Source organism: Brevibacillus sp. HB1.1, assembly GCF_013332445.1.
GTDB lineage: Bacteria > Bacillota > Bacilli > Brevibacillales > Brevibacillaceae > Brevibacillus > Brevibacillus porteri.
Genome location: NZ_JABMIV010000002.1, coordinates 311,084 through 329,841 on the forward strand (window position 1 = coordinate 311,084; position 18,758 = coordinate 329,841).

Sequence of the window (18,758 nt, forward strand, 5' to 3'; positions counted from 1 at the left end):
CCATCACTACGGCAAGAGCGATGGCCCGTAAAGTGCGGCGCTTCATCCTAAAATTTATTAATTACTGTAACTCCTACACCGGAATACGTATTCATTTCTTCGAATGATGCATTTATCTCTTCCAAGGAGATTGTTTTCGTTACCAATCTCCCAGGTGAAAGGCGCCCGCTTTCTACTAAGCGAAGCATCGTTGAAAATTCAGGCAAAGGCATGCCGATCGATCCAATAATCTGCGCTTCTTGCCGGAGTAAAAAGTTAATAGGGACGGAAGTAAGACCTCCATTCGGATTCGAACTCATACCAATCTGGACATGTCTTCCTCGCTTCGTGAGACTCAGGAGAGCATTCAAAAACGTTTCCTGGATACCGAGCGCTTCAATGGAGACGTTCGCACCGCCCTTTGTTATTTCCCGCACAGCCTCTGGCGCGTTCACTTGCTTGCTATTTACGACAGCCACTGCTCCCAGCTCTTTCGCAAAGGCCAGTTTATCATCCGCGATGTCCACCGCAATGACATTCGCTCCTGAAGCAGCAGCAATTTGAACAGCAGATAGTCCTACACCACCAGCGCCATACACGGCTACCCACTCACCAGGACGCACATTTCCTTGCGTGATGACTCCGTGGTAGGCAGTCATGAAGCGACATCCCATTGCACTTGCTTCAACAAAATCAATGTTTTCAGGTAAATGCATGAGGTTTTGGTCTGCCTCTCCGATATGAATATACTGCGCAAACCCGCCATTCAAATCGAAGCCGACCAATTTGAGGTTATCGCATACATTGTGGTGACCTGCGACGCAATGCGGACATACCCCATCGCCGATATGAAATGGCACAATCACTCGATCACCTTTTTTGAAATTGCGTATGTTTTTTCCGACCTCTTCCACCACTCCACTCATCTCGTGCCCTAAAATATGCGGAAAGGATTGAATCATACTCATATGTCCTGTCCACCCATGCCAGTCACTCCGGCATACGCCTGTTGCTTCTAATTTAATGATGACCCCATCCGGAGTCAGTGTCGGATCGGCGATTTCCCTTACGACCAAAGGCTCGTTAAACGCTTCTAAAACAGCAGCTCTCATGTGCATACACCTCCCATTTCTATTGATCAGATATTTTGTTTATTCCGTTCTTCTACCAATTTGCTACGCAGGATTTTACCTACATGCGTTTTTGGAAGCGCTTCCCTAAATTCGATCAAGCGAGGAACCTTATATCTGGTCAGGCGTTCTCTGCACCAGCTCTGAATATCTTCTTCCGTCACATTTGCTTGTCTAACGAGAACAATGACGGCCTTAATCGTCTCGCCACGATATGGATCAGGAACACCGTAGACACACGCCTCCAACACGGCCGGATGCTGGTAAATGACCTCTTCTACTTCTACCGGGTATACATTAAAGCCGCCCGTGATGATCATATCTTTCTTTCGTCCTACAATATAGAAATAACCCTCACTGTCCATGGTCCCGATATCACCTGTATACAGCCAGCCATCACGTATGGTACGCTCTGTCTCTTGTTGATTCTTCCAGTATCCTTTCATGACCTGTGGGCCTTTTACAATCAGTTCCCCTGATTCTCCCACCGGCATCTCTTTTGTTCCGGTAACTGTGTCTACAATTTTTGCATCTGAATTGGGAAGCGGTAGACCAACACTCCCTACTTTTCGTTGCCCAATCAGTGGATTGCGCATCACTGCACATGTCGCTTCCGAAAGGCCATAACCCTCGATAATCGGAACGCCTGTTTTTTGTTCAAAATTTTTCATCACTTCAACAGGCAAAGGAGCTGAACCGCCTATACACATTTGAAAACACAAAAGGTCATCTTTCTGCAAGTCCGGGTGGTTTAAGATCGCAATATACATCGTAGGCGAACCAGTAAAATAGGTAGGCCGATGCTTGCGGATCAACTCCAGAATACGATTCATCTCAAATTTTGCGACAGGAACGTACTTCGCCCCCATTTTGACAAATTGAACGAAGCTGAACAGCCCCATACCGTGGTAGAGTGGACTAATTCCTAGCTGACAATGACCAGCTTTACTTAATACGGACTTATTTGTTTCGTATGATTGATAGAGATTCGCTATCATATTTGTGTGTGTGATCATGACGCCTTTTGATCTGCCGGTGGTACCTCCTGTATACGTTAGGACAGCAAGCTCTTCAGGTTGTACATCCTTTTCCGGCAGGTCGGGACTCTCATGAAGAATCCAATGATGCAGATTGTCTTCCTCAAAAATCTCCCGATCTGCTGCGATGAATGTCACTTGATCAGCTAATCCGATTTTCTTCAGCTTCTCTTTCTGTTCTCGAAAGGCTATGACCCCTGTCGCTTCTGAATCTTTGAGCAGATGTTCCAACTCGGCAGGCTGAAAATTCGGGTTGACCTGAACAACCACTCCCCCTAAACGCTGAATAGCAAAAAAGGATAGCCCATATTCCATGCTGTTTGGAACCATGATCCCGATGCGATCACCCTTTCGATAACCGCGTCGATAAAGTGCAGAAGCAATCCGTTCACACGCTTCCTTTAGTTGTAAATAGGTGATTTCTCTCTCGCTGTCAGAGATTGCGATATTAGAAGAATGTAGACGAGCCGTTCGTTCTAGCACATCATAAATGGTTATGGATGGAATCTCTACTTCGTGCGAAACTTCTTGAGGATAAAATGCGAGCCATGGTTTATTCAAGCCACTCACCCCTCGAAAAGAACGTAATCATGCAGATCCGATTATTTCAATCTTTTCATCAACGTCTCTAGCTTTCCTTTATAGGGAGCACGTGCAAATTCCTCCATCGGATTGCTTCCCACTGGTGCTTGGAAGAGAACACCGCGTTCGTGCGAAAATTCCTTGAATCCAAAAACACCTGTATATCGTCCAATCCCGCTCTCATTGATTCCGCCAAAAGGAAGATTCGGTTCCGCCATATGCCGCATGACATCATTCACGGTTGCTCCTCCAGAAGTTGTTCTGGCTAGCAGATTGTCCACAGTACGTTGATGATCACTGAAGATGTACAAAGCTAAAAGCTTGGGCTTTGAATCCATATACTCGATCACTTCATCCAAATCGGTATACGTCAGGACTGGCATAATCGGTCCAAATATTTCTTCTTGCATGATTTTCGCTTCTAGAGGGACATCCGTTACGAGTGTTGGGTGAATTCTTCCATCTTCAATCGTACCACCAAATCGTACTTTCGCCCCTCTGGAGACAGCATCCTCCAACAAATCTTGCAAACGCTGCAAATTACGTTCATTAATAATTTTGGCCATATCTGTTTGGGTAAGCTGTCCATTTTCAAAATAGCTACGTTGGACATACGCTTCAACATGCTGTACAAATTCTTCAAGTTGATGCTCTTTGACAAAAACATAGTCTGGAGCAAGGTAAATTTGTCCTGCATTCGCAAATTTGCCAAATGCGATGCGAGGAGTCATTTTCTCTAAATCAACATGCTCGTCGACAATCACAGGGCATTTGCCGCCCAGCTCCAACGTAACGGATGCCAGATGTTTCGCAGCTGCCTGCATGACATGCTTGCCAATCGAAGTACTCCCGGTAAAGAAGATATGGTGAAATGGAAGGGCTAGCAAAGCTTCTGAAACATCCACTCCCCCTTCAAAGATGGCAACCTCAGATTCCTCGAACACCTCGCGAACGATTTTCGACGCAAGTCGGCTGGTTGCTGGCGCCATTTCAGAAGGCTTCAAGATACATACATTCCCTGCCCCAATCGCAGGAATTAACGGAAGAAACAGCAAGTAAAATGGAAAATTCCACGCAGAGAAAATCAGGCACTGTCCTTTTGGCTCCCAAATAATTTTCGCAGTTGCTCCCATGCTTTGTGTAGCGACTTCGACAGGCTGCATCCATTGTTCCAAGCTGGCGATAAAACGATCAATCTCATGAATGACACCGTTGCGGACGAATGATTGTTTTTAGTTTCTGTAATTTTTGTATACGTTCTGCGGCACTGGTTCTTTTGACAACATGCTGATGTTTCTTTTGTAACTCGAATATTTGTTGAATATGATCCGTACCATCAACCATCAAGAAAGCCCTCCGATCATTCGTTCACGCATTTTCATCATCAAAATGTCGATCTTGGTGAGGAATTTTTCCGACAGTTCCTGGGATTATGATACGAGAACTTTCTTCAATTCTTCTGTCAGCAGTGGAACGACTTCAAACAAGTCTCCAACGATTCCGTAGTCGGCAATTTGAAAGATCGGTGCTTCCGGGTCTTTGTTAATGGCCACGATAATTTTTGAGTTGGACATTCCCGCCAAGTGTTGAATAGCCCCTGAGATGCCGCACGCAATATACAGATCGGGTGTCACTACTTTTCCTGTTTGTCCGATCTGCAAGGAGTAATCGCAGTAATCAGCGTCGCAAGCTCCACGGGACGCTCCCACTGCACCGCCAAGTGCCTGAGCCAATTCTTGCAGGGGTTGAAAGCCTTCCGCGCTTTTCACACCGCGTCCACCAGCGACGATGATTTTGGCTTCGCTGAGATCGATACCGCTTGCTGTTTTTCGCACGACTTCTTTGATGATGGTACGAAGATCAGTGATTTCTGGCTGAAAATCTACGATCGCGGTTTGCACAGCTGTCTCTATGATTTCAAAATTATTGGGACGCAGGGTTGCGAACACCATTCCTTCTTGGAAGTTCTTTTTTTGAAACGCTTTCCCCGCATAGATCGGACGAACAAACGTGATTTGCTCTCCGTTTGTCTCTACAGCCGTACAATCTGAAATGAGTCCCGCTCTGCATTTGGCTGCTACTCTTGGTGAGATATCTTTTCCCAATGAAGTATGACCGACCAAGACGACATCTGGCTGCACTTCATGAATGAGTTGCGTAAATGCTTGGCTATACGCCTCGGTAGTGCCAGTAGATAGCGCTTGGGTTTTCGTTACATACAAGGTATTGGCTCCGTATTTGCTGATATCCTGCACATACGCTTCCGCATTCGGCGAGAACAACGCCGCGATGACTTCTCCTCCTGCCGCGACCTGATTCGCAACAGTTAATGCCTCGAGAGATACATTTCGTAATTTTCCATCCTTTACTTCGGTAAGCACCAGAACCTTTTTGCTCATGGTTAATCCTCTCCTTTTTTCTTTAGATGACCTTCGCTTCTGTACGCAGCAGTTGTGCCAATTCGATTACCTGTTCCTTGATTTCTCCGTTCAATAGGCGACCTGCTTGCTTCTTGGCAGGCAAATACTGCTCGACAATCGTTGTGCGGGCCTTTCTCTCATCGTTTGCAAGAGCCAAATCTTCCAGAGTCAAACGCTCCATTGGCTTTTTCTTCGCTTTCATAATGCCTGGCAAAGACGGGTAGCGCGGCTCGTTTAACCCTTGCTGAGCTGTTGCCAAGAGTGGAAGACCGACTTCGATGATCTCTATATCGCCTTCTACGTCTCTTTCGACGGTTGCTTTGTCGCCATCGATTGTAAGCTTCGTAATCGTAGATACGTGTGGGATACCTAATGCCTCTGCAACCCGAATCGCAACCTGTCCTCCCCCGGTATCTACTGACATATTGCCCCCGAGAATCAAATCGAATGATTGATCCTTAATCGCTGCCGTAATCAAACTAGCAATGGTGTATTCATCCGCTTCGTTTTCACCTGGATCGACGAGTATCGCTTTATCTGCTCCCATCGCAAGTGCGGTTCGAAGAGCACCCTCCGCACGCTCTGGGCCAACGGTGATCACGGTGACCTCTGCTCCGTTTTCTTCCTTGAGCTTGACTGCTTCCTCGACAGCATACTCGTCATAAGGATTCACGATAAACTCGATGCCTTCTTCATTGATCTGACCGTTCTGTATCACGATTTTTTCTTCTGTATCAAAGGTTTGTTTCAACAAGACTAAAATGTTCATCTGTATTCTCCTCCAGACTTCGTTTTATTTTCGATTATTTTGGCTGCATACGCAGTGCACCATCTAAACGGATGACTTCCCCGTTTAACATCGGGTTTTCGATAATGCTTTGAACGAGATGGGCAAATTCATTCGGCTGACCCAACCGCTGAGGAAACGGCACCATAGCGCTTAGTGCTTGCTTAACATGCTCGGGAGCCCTGCCTAGCATCGGCGTCTCAAAAAGACCTGGCGCGATCGTAACGACACGAATGCCAAGCGAGGATAGATCCCTTGCAATGGGAAGCGTCATCCCAACCACTCCGCCTTTTGACGCACTGTAGGCAGCCTGACCCATTTGTCCTTCAAAGGCAGCAGCAGATGCCGTATTGACGATAACCCCTCTTTCCCCTTGCTCGTTCGGTTCGTTCTCGCTGATTTTCGCTGCCGCTAACCGAATGACATTGAAAGTTCCGATCAAGTTGACCTGAATAATTTTGGTAAAAAGTGCAAGATCGAATGGACCGTTTTTTCCATACGTTTTTTGTGAACCGCCGATACCTGCGCAGTTAACGGCCGCTGTTATTTTACCGAATTTTTCAACCGCTTGGTCTAATGCTGACCTGACATCCGCTTCTTCGACGACGTTTGTATTTACATAAAGAACCTGGTCGCCTAGTGCTTCGGCTAACTGGGTTCCCTTCTCATCATTGACATCCATCATGAGTGCTTTTCCACCATGCGCTACGATATTTTTCACGGTAGCCTCTCCCAGACCTGAAGCACCGCCGGTAACTGCTACCACACTGTTTTTGAAATCCATTGCCCTTCTCTCCTCTATTGTCTAGTTCCCTTGAAATTGCGGGCTCCTTTTTTCTAAAAACGCTTGTACGCCTTCTTTTACGTCTTCTTTCAAGAACAAATCTTGGAATAACTCAGCCTCTAGCTTGAGTGCCTGCTGAAAAGGTAGCTCCATCCCTTCATCCACTGCTTTTTTTATATGCTGAAGAGCAGAAGGCGAGTTTTGGCAAATTTTTTGCGCAAGAGTCAGCGCTGCTGCCAGTCCCTCGCCAGTGGGTACGACACGATTGATCAAGCCAATCCGCATGGCTTCATCTGCGGTAATATGCTCACCTGTAAACAACAATTCTTTTGCTTTCGCCTCTCCAATCAGGCGAGGTAAACGCTGTGTACCGCCTGCCCCGGGGAGCAGCCCAAGCTTCACTTCTGGCACCCCAATAAATGCGTGCTGTTCCGCAATGCGCAGATCACATGTCAAGGCAAGCTCGCAGCCACCTCCCAGTGCGTATCCATTTATAACAGCAATCGTCAGTTTCGGAGAATAATCAATGCTGTTAAAAAAGTTGTGATTCTCCATAAATTGAGGAAGCAAATTTGGATTTCCGATTCGTTTTGGCAGCTCTTTGATATCGGCTCCCGCCACAAATGCTTTTTGCCCAGCTCCTGTCAAAATGATTGCCAGCACGTCGACGCTAGCATGGAGCTCAGCGAATATGACTCGCAATCCTTCTTTGACCCCAGCACTCAATGCGTTCATCGGTGGATTGTCGATGCTGACAATCGCGATTTTCTCCCGTTTTTCAACATTGACCAGACTCATCGCTGTCTCTCCTTCCCTGTCGATTTTGTTTTGTAAAAAGAGAAAGCAAATGTCATGCCAACACCAAAAAAGTAGTTCCTTATACAAAATCAACACGAAAAATATCGGATTGTTTGATTTTCAAACAGGTAATTCAACGCAATTATCTTGTTTTCAGACACCTACACAGACTCCACTTGAAGCGGAATATCTTTGGACGGTTGATCCGGCCTGACAAACACCAAAAAGAGAATCCCCGTTACAATGAAGAGTCCCACGTTGACGTAAAGCGAGTAATGAAATCCGAGCACAAAGTTATTGCCCGCTGCTTGCACTAAGATTCCTGTTATGAGCGGAGCAACGATGGAGGCTATATTGGTAATAAACGAATAGATACTTGTCATGAAACCAGCTCGTTCAGGCATGAGCTTAATCAGTATTTGCGGTCCAACTGCAGCAATGCTGTAACTCGATGTTTTTGCTAAACACAAAGCAACAAATATCCAGATAAAAGAATCAAATACCGGCATAAAGGCGAGCGATAGTCCACCAATAAGCGTAACGATCCCTGAAACCAGAACCCGCGATTTGAAATCGCTCTTAGACTTCTTATAAAGATGATCGGAAAAGGATGATAGTACCAATACCATGACTGTAGCTGCAACACCGCTTCCAGCGACGGCATAAGCCATGTTCATCGCCTCTAAGTGCAGCACTTTTGTCAAGTACAGTGGAAGCCAAATAAGCAACCAAGTGGATAGCCAAAAAGCAGAGAACGCCAATGCAAGGGTGAGAAAACATGCTGGATTGCGCAACACGGGAGAAATATCTGCCCATCTCAATTTTTTCACCTTGGATAGAGCCATTTGATTACTCGGGTGATTCTTGTTTTTTCGATCAACAAACAACCAGATGAAAGCCAAAACCAGACTCACTACACCTAAGAGTGCAAAGGTCAAACGCCAGCCATACTTTTCTATCATCGCGACAAGGATGGGCGCTGAAATAATTCCGCCAACACTGGCACCAGAGACGATGACTGCAAAGGCTATTCCTCGTTTTTCGGGAGGAAACCATTTGGCAGCATGGCTCATCACAACCGGCCCAAATGGCCCCTCAAACGCCCCCAACAATAATCGATACAAGATCAGCATCGGCAAGGTCATGATGGCATAGGAGCCAAACTGCAGAACGGTCCAAGCAAGCAATAGAACTACGATCATTTTCGAAGTGCCAATCCGATCTGACCATGTCCCTCCAAGTAAAGCTGCGATCGCAAATAACCAGTAAAAACTGCTCCCGACCATCCCCCATTGGGCACTATTTAAGCCAAGCTCCTTCATCAAAGGGTCTGCTGCATACCCAATGATCGCCTTATCCGCATAGTTAATGACGTAGGCAAAAAACATGAGTGCTAGAACTATCCATCTCATCCCAAAACTCCCCTCCTTCGTAGTAAAAATGATAATCAGACGCAAAATTCAGAAAAAGCAAGTGTTATGCCAATCATTACATGAGTCTTTTCTTATTCTTCCTTACCGTTTGGATAGATGTTGTTATGTATGGCGACTAAACACCCCTTACAGACAAATGTAAAAAATACAGACACGTAGCCATAAAAAAATGACTTCCGTTTCATCCAGAAGTCATCCATGATTTACTCTTGTACACTTAATTGGTATTTTTTCAGACGATCATATAACACAGATCTGCTTACTCCCAGTAATTTAGCTGCCTTGGATTTGTTACCGCCCGATTGCTCCAACGCTTGCTGTACAGCAGCTCTTTCTGCCTTTTCCATAAGAGTGCTCTCTGAATCAAATGAGAATGCGGTCATTTCATTTTTTCCATGACCCAACATGTATTCGGGTAAATCCGCTAGCTCAACTTTTCCGTGTTCACTGAACAGCATAGCGCGCTCCATTACGTTTCGAAGTTCACGTACGTTGCCAGGCCAATCATAGTCGATCATGGCTTTTACCGCCAGCGGGTCAATTCCGATAATGCTTGTCCCGTTCAGGCGATTTAATTCTTCCATGAAGAAAGGAATAAACAACAAAATATCTTTTTTCCTTTTCGCCAGTGGCGGAATTTCAAAAGAGATGACGTTTAATCGATAAAACAAATCGTTTCGGAATTCCCCATTTCGGACCATTTCCTCCAGGGAACGATGCGTTGCTGCGATAATGCGCACATCGACCTGGATACGCTCTGTTCCACCCACACGGTAAAATTCCTTTTCTTGGAGGACACGAAGCATTTTCGCCTGAAGCTGCAGCGACATATCTCCCACTTCATCTAGAAACAGGGTTCCCCCATTTGCCAAATCAAACTTTCCTTTTTTCCCTTTTTGCCTTGCCCCCGAGAAGGCTCCTTCTTCATATCCAAAAAATTCTGATTCTAATAAATGCTCCGGGATCGCGGCACAATTGACTGTTACAAATGGGCCATTGCTACGCCAGCTCATGCTGTGAATCGCATGGGCGAACAACTCTTTTCCTGTTCCACTCTCGCCTCTGATCAGAACAGTCGAGTTTCCTTTGGCTGTCTTCATGGCGCTGCGTATAATTTTCTCCATCTGAGGGTCCTGTGTGAGAATCTGCTCAAACGAGAATCGGGAGGTCTCGTGCTGCGCTTGTGGGGCTTGCTTCTCTTCTTTTTCACTCTTTTCCAGTCTACGTACGACTTCTTTCATTTCGTGCAGTCCACGGAACGAGATTTTCCCGATAACCCCGATGATTTCGTTGTCTTGCATAATGGGGACGCGATGCACGGTATATCGGATGCCTTTTACCTGCATCATCTCGCTATATTCTGGTAGACCTGATTTCATGACGCGCTCGAGTCCCAATTGAGGAAGAACGTCATGGATTGGCTTATATAAAATTTGCGATTCTTCAAACTCAAAAAGCTCAAGTAAAGATGGACTCACGAAGTTAACTTCTTTCCATTCATTGATCATGATCAGACCTTCATACGCATTATCGATGACCGTCTGCAAAATACTCTTCCATTTGACTACGCTCTGTAGCTCCTGAGCCATTTTTTCCACTTGCGATACATCTTGAAACAGAAGGATGCACCCTTTTTTCCCAAAGCGAGAAATACGAGTAACGGCGTGACTATTCCCCAGTTGTAGCCGATAATGATCGGAAGGCTCCATGGACTCTAATTGAATACCTGAAATGAGCGAAGTTACCTCACGCTGGAGCAATTCTGCTTGTGTCAGCCCTATCATATTGCAAATTTTCTGATTGGCGAAAGTGATCCGTTCAGAATCATCCGTGATGATCGCGCCGAGCTCTGATCGTACCAGAATTTCTTCTAGTTGATCCTTCAAAGAACTCGTTGCTCGAAACAATGTGAAAATGATGTCCGTTTTGGTAAGCATTCCGGTTACTTGGTGGTCATCATTCAAAATGACGATGTTCCCCACTTCTGATTTTTGAATGATTTCTTGGATGTCTCCTACTGAACTGTTAATGTGAGTCCAAATGACGTCTTTTTTAATGAGGGAATGAATGGCGCTCGCTAATGGTTGTCCATCCAGAATGGCTTGATTGAGGCTGCTTCTGGTCAATACTCCATGCAATTTTTGATGCTCATCGGTAACAGGAATCGTATCCCATTTTGTCCGCTGTACGAATTGAATAGCATCAGACAAGGTATGTTCGGGGGAAAGACACTCATGTACGGGAGTAATGATATCCCTAAGCTGGGGCATTTCCTTCAACTCCATACATATAATTAGGGGCTGTTTTCATTTCTAACACATCTTGTATAGTGGAAACAAATCCCTTTTCATATTGTAACATGGTTTAAGAGTTGGCTAAGGAGTTTTTTCAAATGACTCTTATTTCAGTAATTTCAGTATTGACTAAAATAAATGAAAATAATTAAGATAATACACATAACATCTTTTAGGAAGTGATGCACATGAAAAAGTCTGCTTCGATTAGTGCTGTGCTCTTGTTTCTCACTATACTCGTAGGGGTTCTTGGCTCGTACAGCATCATTATGGCACTACCACTTATTGGAGAGGAATTTCAGCTGAATCCAGTGGAGCAAGGTGCGATTGTCAGTGTTTATTTCTTAGGCTTCGCGATTTTTACCATTCCGGGAGGGATCATTGCTGATAAACGAGGATCGAAGCAAATTATTGTAATCAGCTTGGTACTGTGGGCAATATTGACTGCGCTTACAGGGGCGGTCACAGGTTTTGCTGCCTTACTCGTTGTCCGTTTTTTGTTGGGGTTTATCGATGCCCCACTAATGCCTGCTATGTTAAAAGCGATTGCCGAACGAACACCTGCAAACATCCGTACGACCACATTATCCATCGTTTCATCAGCCGAACCAATTGGGACTGGACTTGCCCCTTTTCTGGTAGCACCATTGATTGCGATACTGGGATGGCAGGAAGCTACTTTTGTTACAGCATCAATCGGCCTGCTCTTGGCCCCCATTCTCTGGATATTCCTTCCCCGTCCTTTCGTAATTGAACAACCTTCAAGCTCAGTATCAAAATCGAAACCTATCCCTTTCCTATCTCTTATACGTAACGGGCATTTGTGGAAACTAACAAGTATGCTCTGCGGAATTCAAATCGTGATGGTTGGATGCTTGACATGGGTACCTACCTACTTAACAACTGAAAAACATCTCGCTATTACCCAATCAGGCTTATATGCATCGCTTCCTCTTCTCATTTCGATGCTTGGCTATTTGGCAGGCGGTTGGTTGTTTGACCGTTATTTTCATCAAAAGTTTCGAACGATGGTCATTCCGTCCCTTCTGTTCTCAACGATTTTTCTTACGCTTATGATCCTATCTGACAATGTCAACCTGTTTCTGTTGTTTGAGTCGATCTCTTTGTTTTTTCTATCCCTTACCACTCAACCTATTCTTGGACTAACCATGCGTATCATTCCCTCAGCTGCTTTGGGCACTGCTAGTGGAATTCTGTTAACCGGAGGAAAACTGGCAAGTATTTTTACACCAATCGCGATGGGCGCATTCATTCAGGCGTACTCCTTTCAAGCTGGTTTTTCCCTGTTGCTAGTAGGTGCAGGAATCGCTTTTGTTTCATCCTTTCTTATCCATCTCAAAAGGAGTGAGGAGCTTGACTAATTTCATTCAAAAACTGCTGCAAGACATGCCTGATTTCTCACATTTTCTAACCATTGAGGAATTGGACACCTCTTCCCGTGAATTAGCAGCCACCTATCCACATCTCGTTACCCTCAGTACCGTTGGTCACTCTACTGACGGACACCCCATCCTCATGCTGCGAATCGGAAATGGTCAACATCGGGCGCTGTTCGTCGGTTGTCCGCATCCAAATGAGCCGATTGGAGCTCTATCGCTAGAGTATCTCAGCAAAAAGCTATGTGAGGATACTGCCCTATTAGAGCAAATGGATTATACCTTTTATATCATCAAGGAAATCGATGTAGATGGCTGCCGACTGAATGAAGGTTGGTACGGTGGCCCGTTTTCTCCAGATTATTACATCCGCAGCTACTATCGTCCCAGTATACTCGAACAAGCTGAATGGACATTCCCGTATGCGTATAAAACGTTCAGCTTCAGCGAGCCCATACCGGAAACCGTTGCATTTATGCGGGCGATTGATGAAGCCAAGCCGCATCTCCTCAACAGCTTGCACAGCTCCGATCAAACTGGAACGTTTTATTATGTATCGACTCCTCTTCCCGATGCATTGTGCCAACAGATCATAAAACTGACCCATGATCATCAATTACCGCTGATGATCGGCGAACCTGAGGCACCATTCATGCCCCCTATCCAAGACGGTTTTTATCAGCTGCCTGAGCTGTCTACCATGTACGATTACTACCAAAGCATCCTACCTACTGGAGAAGACCCTGCGAAAGCAATCCTCATGGGTGGCTCATCCCGCGATTATGCTGGGTCACGTTACCGTACCTTTTGCCTTGTTTCGGAAATATCGTTGTTTACGGATCCAAGGATGGGAGATAAAACTGAAACCACTTATAGCTACAAGGATGCTATGCTGGACATAGCCAAACTGGAAGGGGAACAGATTGCTTTTTTATCCAAACAATACCAAAGCGCACAGGCATCCATAACGGTACCAACCAGATTTCAGCGATCTGTAGAGGATTTCCTGATCGGTATGGAGGAAACTCGCTCCCATCATTTAAAATTAGCGGAAAGTGATGCAGCTTTAGCGCGCTTCGCAACAGTAGCTGAAATGTTTGACTTGAAACTACGCACTCTATGGAGCTCTCTATGCTGTTGCAGCATGATGATCCGCATGCTGGACGCCCAGCCTGACAACATCACCCTTTCAGAGATTCGAGCAGATTCAGAAAAATGGCTGGATCAAGGCTTGCAAGAGCTACTCTCCTTTTTTAACTGGTCGATGCGTCCACTGCGCGAATTGTGCGGTGTCCAGCTAGGTTCTGCCTTGATGATCATGGAGTACCTTCGTCAAACCCATGAAAGCACTGCCACGCCACTAAAATAATGAGTGACATGAGCGCCTGTCAGCAGAGCAGGCGCATTTTCTTTTGGTATTTTCTGAAGAAAGCGATGACTATTGGTAGTATAATAGACAAAAGCATGGAAATCGGGAAAAACGAGGAAAAAGGAGTCATGAAGTTGGACAAATTAACGGCAGAAACGATGCAATTGATTGAAGAAATGGCTCTCCATCACGAAAATCAAGGATTATCCAGAATTGCTGGCCGGATTATTGGACTATTGATGGTCTCACAGGAACCACTTTCATCCGAGCAGATTGCCACTACATTGCAAGTCAGTCTAGGAAGTGTGTCTACCAATATACGCATTCTTTTAAAATTTGGATTCGCGGAAAAAAAGAGTGTGACAGGTGACCGTGTGAGCTATTACATCATGGCACCAAACGCCATTGAAGAAGAGATTTTACAGAATTTAGAGCGAATCCTATCATTGAAGAATGTCATAGAAAAAGGAATACAAATTGACAGCTTGAAGCAAAGTGAGCTCGTTATCCAGCGATTCCATGAGACGCTGGAAGCCATTGACCTATACAAGGAATCTCTCACCCAAATGCTCGCTGAGTGGAAGTACCGTCGCATGTAACATCAAACAGCTCGTATCAATGGAAAAGTAGAAAGGCAGCTTTGGCGCTGAAAAAGCCAAGGCTGCCTTTTTTCATAAGAGGATGGCATCGATCATTTGACAGGCGATATCTCATCTTCCGTCACCCATTTGTAGTTCTTCACTTCTCCTCCCCCTGTCGTGGGGGTGTAATCGATCATATAAACCGTCGTTGTATTTGCCGTATCAAGCTTGCCTGATGCATCGAGCATCCCTTTCACATGATCCGCCTTCAAGAAGACTTCCGTTCCCGGATCATACGGTTGCTTGATGTGGTTTTTGATTTCCTCTTGAATAATCCATTTATAACCCTTCACAGGGGGCTCACCCGTTGTAGGCGTATAGGTCACTGAATAGGCCGTTGTGTCATAAGCGCCCACAATCTTTGCTTTAGCCCCTTGCATCCCCGGTTGGTGACTTGCTTTCAAGATGACTTCACTCCCTACTGTAAACGTAGGTTTCGGTACAATCTCTACTTGCTCCAGTACATCCGGTGCAGCAGGACCTCCACATGCACTTAACCCCATCGCGGTAACCAGCATGAGCGATAACAGTTTCCATCTTTTCATTCTAAACACCCCGAATTCTTAGTTGTCTGTCAAAGGTATTATGGGTACACAAGACCTTCCTTATCCACTTGCATCCTGCTCGTTGCTTTACTTGAATGCATCCTTGGACGGAATGGACAAATCCTTGTTTTCAATCAACTGTAAGAGCAGAGCATAGAATTGCTTCCTCTGCTCACTTGGTAGGTCCTTGAGAATACTTTCGGCGCCAGCAAAACTCTTGTCCATACAGACGAACCGTCCAAGTAAAATGTTTCATGTAAAAAGAAACCAGTTCTATGGACCTGCTCGTGTCCTGAACTGGTTTTCGTTCTATTCCGCTGCAAGTATGTACTTTCTGAATAAATCAAGCGGGTAGAAGTTGTCCTCTGACCAACTTTTCCTTGAATCGATTCTTTCACTCCACCAATCCAAGCCGTAAGACCCAATCCTCTCGTATCTGGCCAATCAAATCCAGGAGTCATCGACAGCAAGTGAACAGCGTAATCGTGCGTTTAACGGGATCGACCGTTTTTTGCTCTAAATGGAAAATAGGAATAGATAGGAGTTTCTAAATCAGCAATCAGTCCTTGTTCGTATGCAAGATAACCGTCTTGAATGATGAGGCAGCTGGCGACCTTTTCTTTTCTGATCTTTCTGTCAAATCCATTGAAAAGCTCTGTATCGAATCGCGTTTTTGCAGGGTCTGAAAATGGAAACAAGGGTGAATGCACGTGATTGTTCCTCCTTCCACCGACTGGCTTTTAAGACTCTTTCCCCGGTATTTCCCCCCGAAGGTAACGTTCGCCCCATTCACACATGAGATCCATGATTGGTTTGAGCGTTTCACCCAATTCGCTTAATTCATACTCGACCTTTGGCGGTACTTGGCTGTACACGGTCCTGATGACAATTCCGTCCTCTTCCAGCTCGCGAAGCTGCTGTGTCAGGATTTTTTGGCTAATATCCGGCATTTGTTTTTTCAATTCGCTCGTTCTTTTTGGGCCGTAGTATAACTGACATAAAATCAAGGTTTTCCATTTGCCACCTAAAACATCTAGCGTTGCTTCAGAAGGAATCTGGTATGTATGTTTGAGCTTTGGCCTCATCGATTGGCTATCCTCCCTCATTCTTACGATTTTTACAGGAACCTTTTTGTTCCTATGTTACTTTTTGGTATCGAAAGCACAAAAAAGTGCGTACTTTTCACATTCCATTATATGGTGCATGATTCGGATATACCAGCACCTTACTTGTAAAACGGGAGGGAAGAAACATGGCAAATCGCCTACTGATCGCAGGAGGCTACGGTGTCATTGGCAGTGCAATCGCTCGCCTAATCCGGAGCATCAACAAAAATGTCGAGATTGTACTGGCAGGTCGCAATCCGGAAAAAGGGGCTCCTCTCGCTCGTGAACTCGGCCATTCTCAGACAGCTTACCTTGACTTGACGAGCGGTCAAACGATAGAGAATCTTGGCGAGCTGGATTTGATTGTCGTTGCCTTGCAAGATCCTGGAGATGTGCTCCTACAAGCTGCTTTGACAAAAGGGATTGCTCACATTGGGATTACGAAGCTTGCAGATGAACTATCCACACTCACATTTGCAGCCCTGCAAACACCACCGAAACGACCTATTGTCCCACTTGGTCATGCGCAGACGGGTATTCTAACATTTGTCGCGGCACAAGCAGCTATGGACTTTGCCCTGGTGGAATCCATTGAATTGGCGAGTCTCCACGACGAACGCGATCTGATTGGACCTTCAACACTGGAAGAGTCAGAAGGCTTTATCAGTCGAGCTCTCTTGCGACAAGATGCCCAATGGAAATGGGTCGATGCTACCCAACATGGAAGATTGGTGCGATTATCTGGTGATTACTCGGTGGAAGGCTTCCCGATGGCGATCTTGGATGTACCTAATTTGGCATCGATCACAGGTGCTCCGAACGTCCGCTTTGATTTTGTTTTGGGCGATTCGATTGGTACACGCGCAGGTAAATCGGCATCTCAAGATTTATATATCGAGATGAAGGGATTTTTGAAAACGGGAAAACCCGCCTCCTACCGTATTAGCATCTCTGATCCAAAGGGTCACGCCCATATGACAGCCCTTGGGGTTTTGCTATCGATTGAGCGCATTCTCGGATGGGATGGCAATCCACCCGCTGATGGAGGAGTTTATCTGCCTGACACCCTCCTCCCCATCGACACAGCTATCGCGCGCATCAAAGATTTTGGCGTACAAATTACTACAGAAATGGAGGGTGTATGAAAATGAAAGTACTGACAGTTGTTACCCATCCACGAACCAATTCCTTAACCTTTGCCGTTGCAGAACGTTTCGTTCAGGGACTAAAAGATGCAGGACATGAGGTTGAAGTTTTGGATTTGCATCGCATGGGGTTTCATCCTGTTTTATGGGAGGAAGATGAGCCAGATTGGAACAATGGGGATAAGAAATATTCCGAAGAGGTCGAGATTGAAATGGAGCGCATGAAAAAGCACGATGCGTTAGCCTTTATTTTTCCGATCTGGTGGTTCAGCATGCCTGCCATGTTGAAAGGATATATCGATCGCGTCTGGAACAACGGGTTTGCCTATGGTTCACGTAAACTGCATCATAAGCATGCATTGTGGATCGGTCTCGCAGCTGCTCCTGAAGATCATTTTCAAAAAAGAAATTATGACCAAATGATGGTTCACCACCTCAATGTCGGGATCTCCAGTTACGTCGGAATCGACGATTCGAGGGTTGAGTTCCTTTATGACACCTTGGCGCAAAATCCTGCGCATATCGAGCAGCTGTTGGACCGTGCTTATCACATGGGATTCCATTTTGGAAAAAAAGAGAGCCTGTCTATTTAAATTTATCTGAGCTATCGGTGGGCAAATTAATGTTCTCAAAATGACCTTTCCAGACAAAGATGAGGAGTACTGGACAAAGGGCGAGGATGGAACCGTTGCCTAATGAGTTCATTTTGTAAAAGAAAAAGCACCTCGTGGGTGCTTTTTTGTCTATCTATTAAGTAGGTAACTATTTCAACCAAAAATTAATAACCGTATCCCAACCTTTTTCCCCTCTAATTTCCACCGGGTCTGATACTGCGAGAATTCTATTGTTTGAGTCTACAGCATAAGCAGTTAATCTGTATAGTTTTCCAATTCTGAAACTATAAATTTTTGAGATAGTAGTGTACGAGGTACCAGTCATATCCTCATATCCATCGGTAATATTGTAACGAACCCACTTATATCTATCTACACCTGGAATATAATTAAACTTCACCCCAATATCTTGAAACACATCTTCATACTTTTCGTCTTCATTAGGAGATATTGATAAAATGGTTGATGACGAATATTGTGTGGATGCAGTAGTTACAGGTGTTTGCTGTCCCTCCTGTGCAAATGCAGGAACTGCTGAAGTCAATAATGCTAGTGTTGCTAAACTAGTCATAAACTTTTTCATCGTAAAACACTCCTTCTTACTCTTCTTTTTACTCGCCCTCAGAAGAGAAGCAAGTTGACAGGGGAATAGACTTGGTAGCGACATTCGAACATTACAAAATATACACAATTTCCA

General features: G+C 45.2%; 18 protein-coding genes. 5 read left to right on the forward strand and 13 right to left on the reverse strand.

Going from position 1 to position 18,758, the window contains the following annotated elements; translation table 11 throughout:
- Window positions 1-47: 47 nt before the first annotated feature.
- The 9 genes from HPY27_RS06330 to HPY27_RS06370 all read right to left on the reverse strand — a co-directional run bounded on the left by HPY27_RS06330 (window position 48) and on the right by HPY27_RS06370 (window position 11,220).
- Window positions 48-1,091, reverse strand: a complete 1,044-nt coding sequence (locus tag HPY27_RS06330; protein WP_174224613.1) for a zinc-dependent alcohol dehydrogenase family protein — start codon at window positions 1,089-1,091, stop codon at window positions 48-50.
- 26 nt (window positions 1,092-1,117) lie between these two features.
- A complete protein-coding gene (locus HPY27_RS06335; protein WP_174224614.1) occupies window positions 1,118-2,716 on the reverse strand; it encodes a long-chain-fatty-acid--CoA ligase in 1,599 nt (532 codons plus the stop codon).
- A 32-nt stretch (window positions 2,717-2,748) separates the two neighbouring features.
- A complete protein-coding gene (locus HPY27_RS06340) occupies window positions 2,749-3,891 on the reverse strand; it encodes an aldehyde dehydrogenase family protein (protein ID WP_217437901.1) in 1,143 nt (380 codons plus the stop codon).
- A gap of 267 nt (window positions 3,892-4,158) precedes the next feature.
- Window positions 4,159-5,127, reverse strand: coding sequence for an electron transfer flavoprotein subunit alpha/FixB family protein (locus HPY27_RS06345; protein ID WP_174224615.1), 969 nt, complete (start codon window positions 5,125-5,127; stop codon window positions 4,159-4,161).
- 22 nt (window positions 5,128-5,149) lie between these two features.
- Window positions 5,150-5,917: an electron transfer flavoprotein subunit beta/FixA family protein gene (locus tag HPY27_RS06350; protein ID WP_173621759.1), complete on the reverse strand. Its 768-nt coding sequence runs from the start codon at window positions 5,915-5,917 to the stop codon at window positions 5,150-5,152.
- A 34-nt stretch (window positions 5,918-5,951) separates the two neighbouring features.
- The gene (locus HPY27_RS06355) at window positions 5,952-6,719 is read right to left on the reverse strand and encodes a 3-hydroxyacyl-CoA dehydrogenase (protein WP_174224616.1); all 768 of its coding nucleotides are present in this window, start codon (window positions 6,717-6,719) and stop codon (window positions 5,952-5,954) included.
- Between the two features lie 21 nt (window positions 6,720-6,740).
- Window positions 6,741-7,517: an enoyl-CoA hydratase/isomerase family protein gene (locus HPY27_RS06360; protein ID WP_173621757.1), complete on the reverse strand. Its 777-nt coding sequence runs from the start codon at window positions 7,515-7,517 to the stop codon at window positions 6,741-6,743.
- 161 nt (window positions 7,518-7,678) lie between these two features.
- The gene (locus HPY27_RS06365; RefSeq protein WP_174224617.1) at window positions 7,679-8,929 is read right to left on the reverse strand and encodes an MFS transporter; all 1,251 of its coding nucleotides are present in this window, start codon (window positions 8,927-8,929) and stop codon (window positions 7,679-7,681) included.
- Window positions 8,930-9,153: 224 nt separating this feature from the next.
- Window positions 9,154-11,220, reverse strand: coding sequence for a sigma-54-dependent Fis family transcriptional regulator (locus HPY27_RS06370; protein ID WP_017248406.1), 2,067 nt, complete (start codon window positions 11,218-11,220; stop codon window positions 9,154-9,156).
- A gap of 212 nt (window positions 11,221-11,432) precedes the next feature.
- Here HPY27_RS06370 and HPY27_RS06375 point away from each other — a divergent pair, with 212 nt between their 5' ends.
- From HPY27_RS06375 to HPY27_RS06385, 3 genes are all read left to right on the forward strand, one after another.
- Window positions 11,433-12,626, forward strand: coding sequence for an MFS transporter (locus HPY27_RS06375; RefSeq protein ID WP_017248405.1), 1,194 nt, complete (start codon window positions 11,433-11,435; stop codon window positions 12,624-12,626).
- Window positions 12,610-14,010 (forward strand): M14 family zinc carboxypeptidase, encoded by a 1,401-nt coding sequence (locus tag HPY27_RS06380; RefSeq protein ID WP_371814310.1) that lies wholly within the window; start codon window positions 12,610-12,612, stop codon window positions 14,008-14,010. The genes HPY27_RS06375 and HPY27_RS06380 overlap by 17 nt, the downstream gene beginning before the upstream one ends.
- 128 nt (window positions 14,011-14,138) lie before the next feature.
- A complete protein-coding gene (locus HPY27_RS06385; protein ID WP_173621754.1) occupies window positions 14,139-14,609 on the forward strand; it encodes a GbsR/MarR family transcriptional regulator in 471 nt (156 codons plus the stop codon).
- Between the two features lie 92 nt (window positions 14,610-14,701).
- Here the strand turns inward: HPY27_RS06385 and HPY27_RS06390 are convergent, their stop codons facing one another.
- The 3 genes from HPY27_RS06390 to HPY27_RS06400 form a co-directional block, all read right to left on the reverse strand.
- The gene (locus tag HPY27_RS06390; protein WP_174224619.1) at window positions 14,702-15,196 is read right to left on the reverse strand and encodes a YdhK family protein; all 495 of its coding nucleotides are present in this window, start codon (window positions 15,194-15,196) and stop codon (window positions 14,702-14,704) included.
- 491 nt (window positions 15,197-15,687) lie between these two features.
- Complete coding sequence (locus HPY27_RS06395) at window positions 15,688-15,906, reverse strand: hypothetical protein (RefSeq protein WP_173621752.1); 219 nt, start codon at window positions 15,904-15,906, stop codon at window positions 15,688-15,690.
- A gap of 30 nt (window positions 15,907-15,936) precedes the next feature.
- On the reverse strand, window positions 15,937-16,281 hold the full coding sequence (locus HPY27_RS06400; RefSeq protein ID WP_007721669.1) for a winged helix-turn-helix transcriptional regulator: 345 nt from the start codon (window positions 16,279-16,281) through the stop codon (window positions 15,937-15,939).
- Window positions 16,282-16,448: 167 nt separating this feature from the next.
- Between HPY27_RS06400 and HPY27_RS06405 the strand changes: the two genes are divergently transcribed.
- Window positions 16,449-17,447, forward strand: coding sequence for a hypothetical protein (locus tag HPY27_RS06405; RefSeq protein ID WP_017248399.1), 999 nt, complete (start codon window positions 16,449-16,451; stop codon window positions 17,445-17,447).
- A 2-nt stretch (window positions 17,448-17,449) separates the two neighbouring features.
- Window positions 17,450-18,040, forward strand: a complete 591-nt coding sequence (locus HPY27_RS06410; protein ID WP_174224620.1) for an NAD(P)H oxidoreductase — start codon at window positions 17,450-17,452, stop codon at window positions 18,038-18,040.
- A gap of 169 nt (window positions 18,041-18,209) precedes the next feature.
- Here the strand turns inward: HPY27_RS06410 and HPY27_RS06415 are convergent, their stop codons facing one another.
- Window positions 18,210-18,644: a hypothetical protein gene (locus HPY27_RS06415; protein WP_174224621.1), complete on the reverse strand. Its 435-nt coding sequence runs from the start codon at window positions 18,642-18,644 to the stop codon at window positions 18,210-18,212.
- Between the last annotated feature and the right edge of the window lie 114 nt (window positions 18,645-18,758).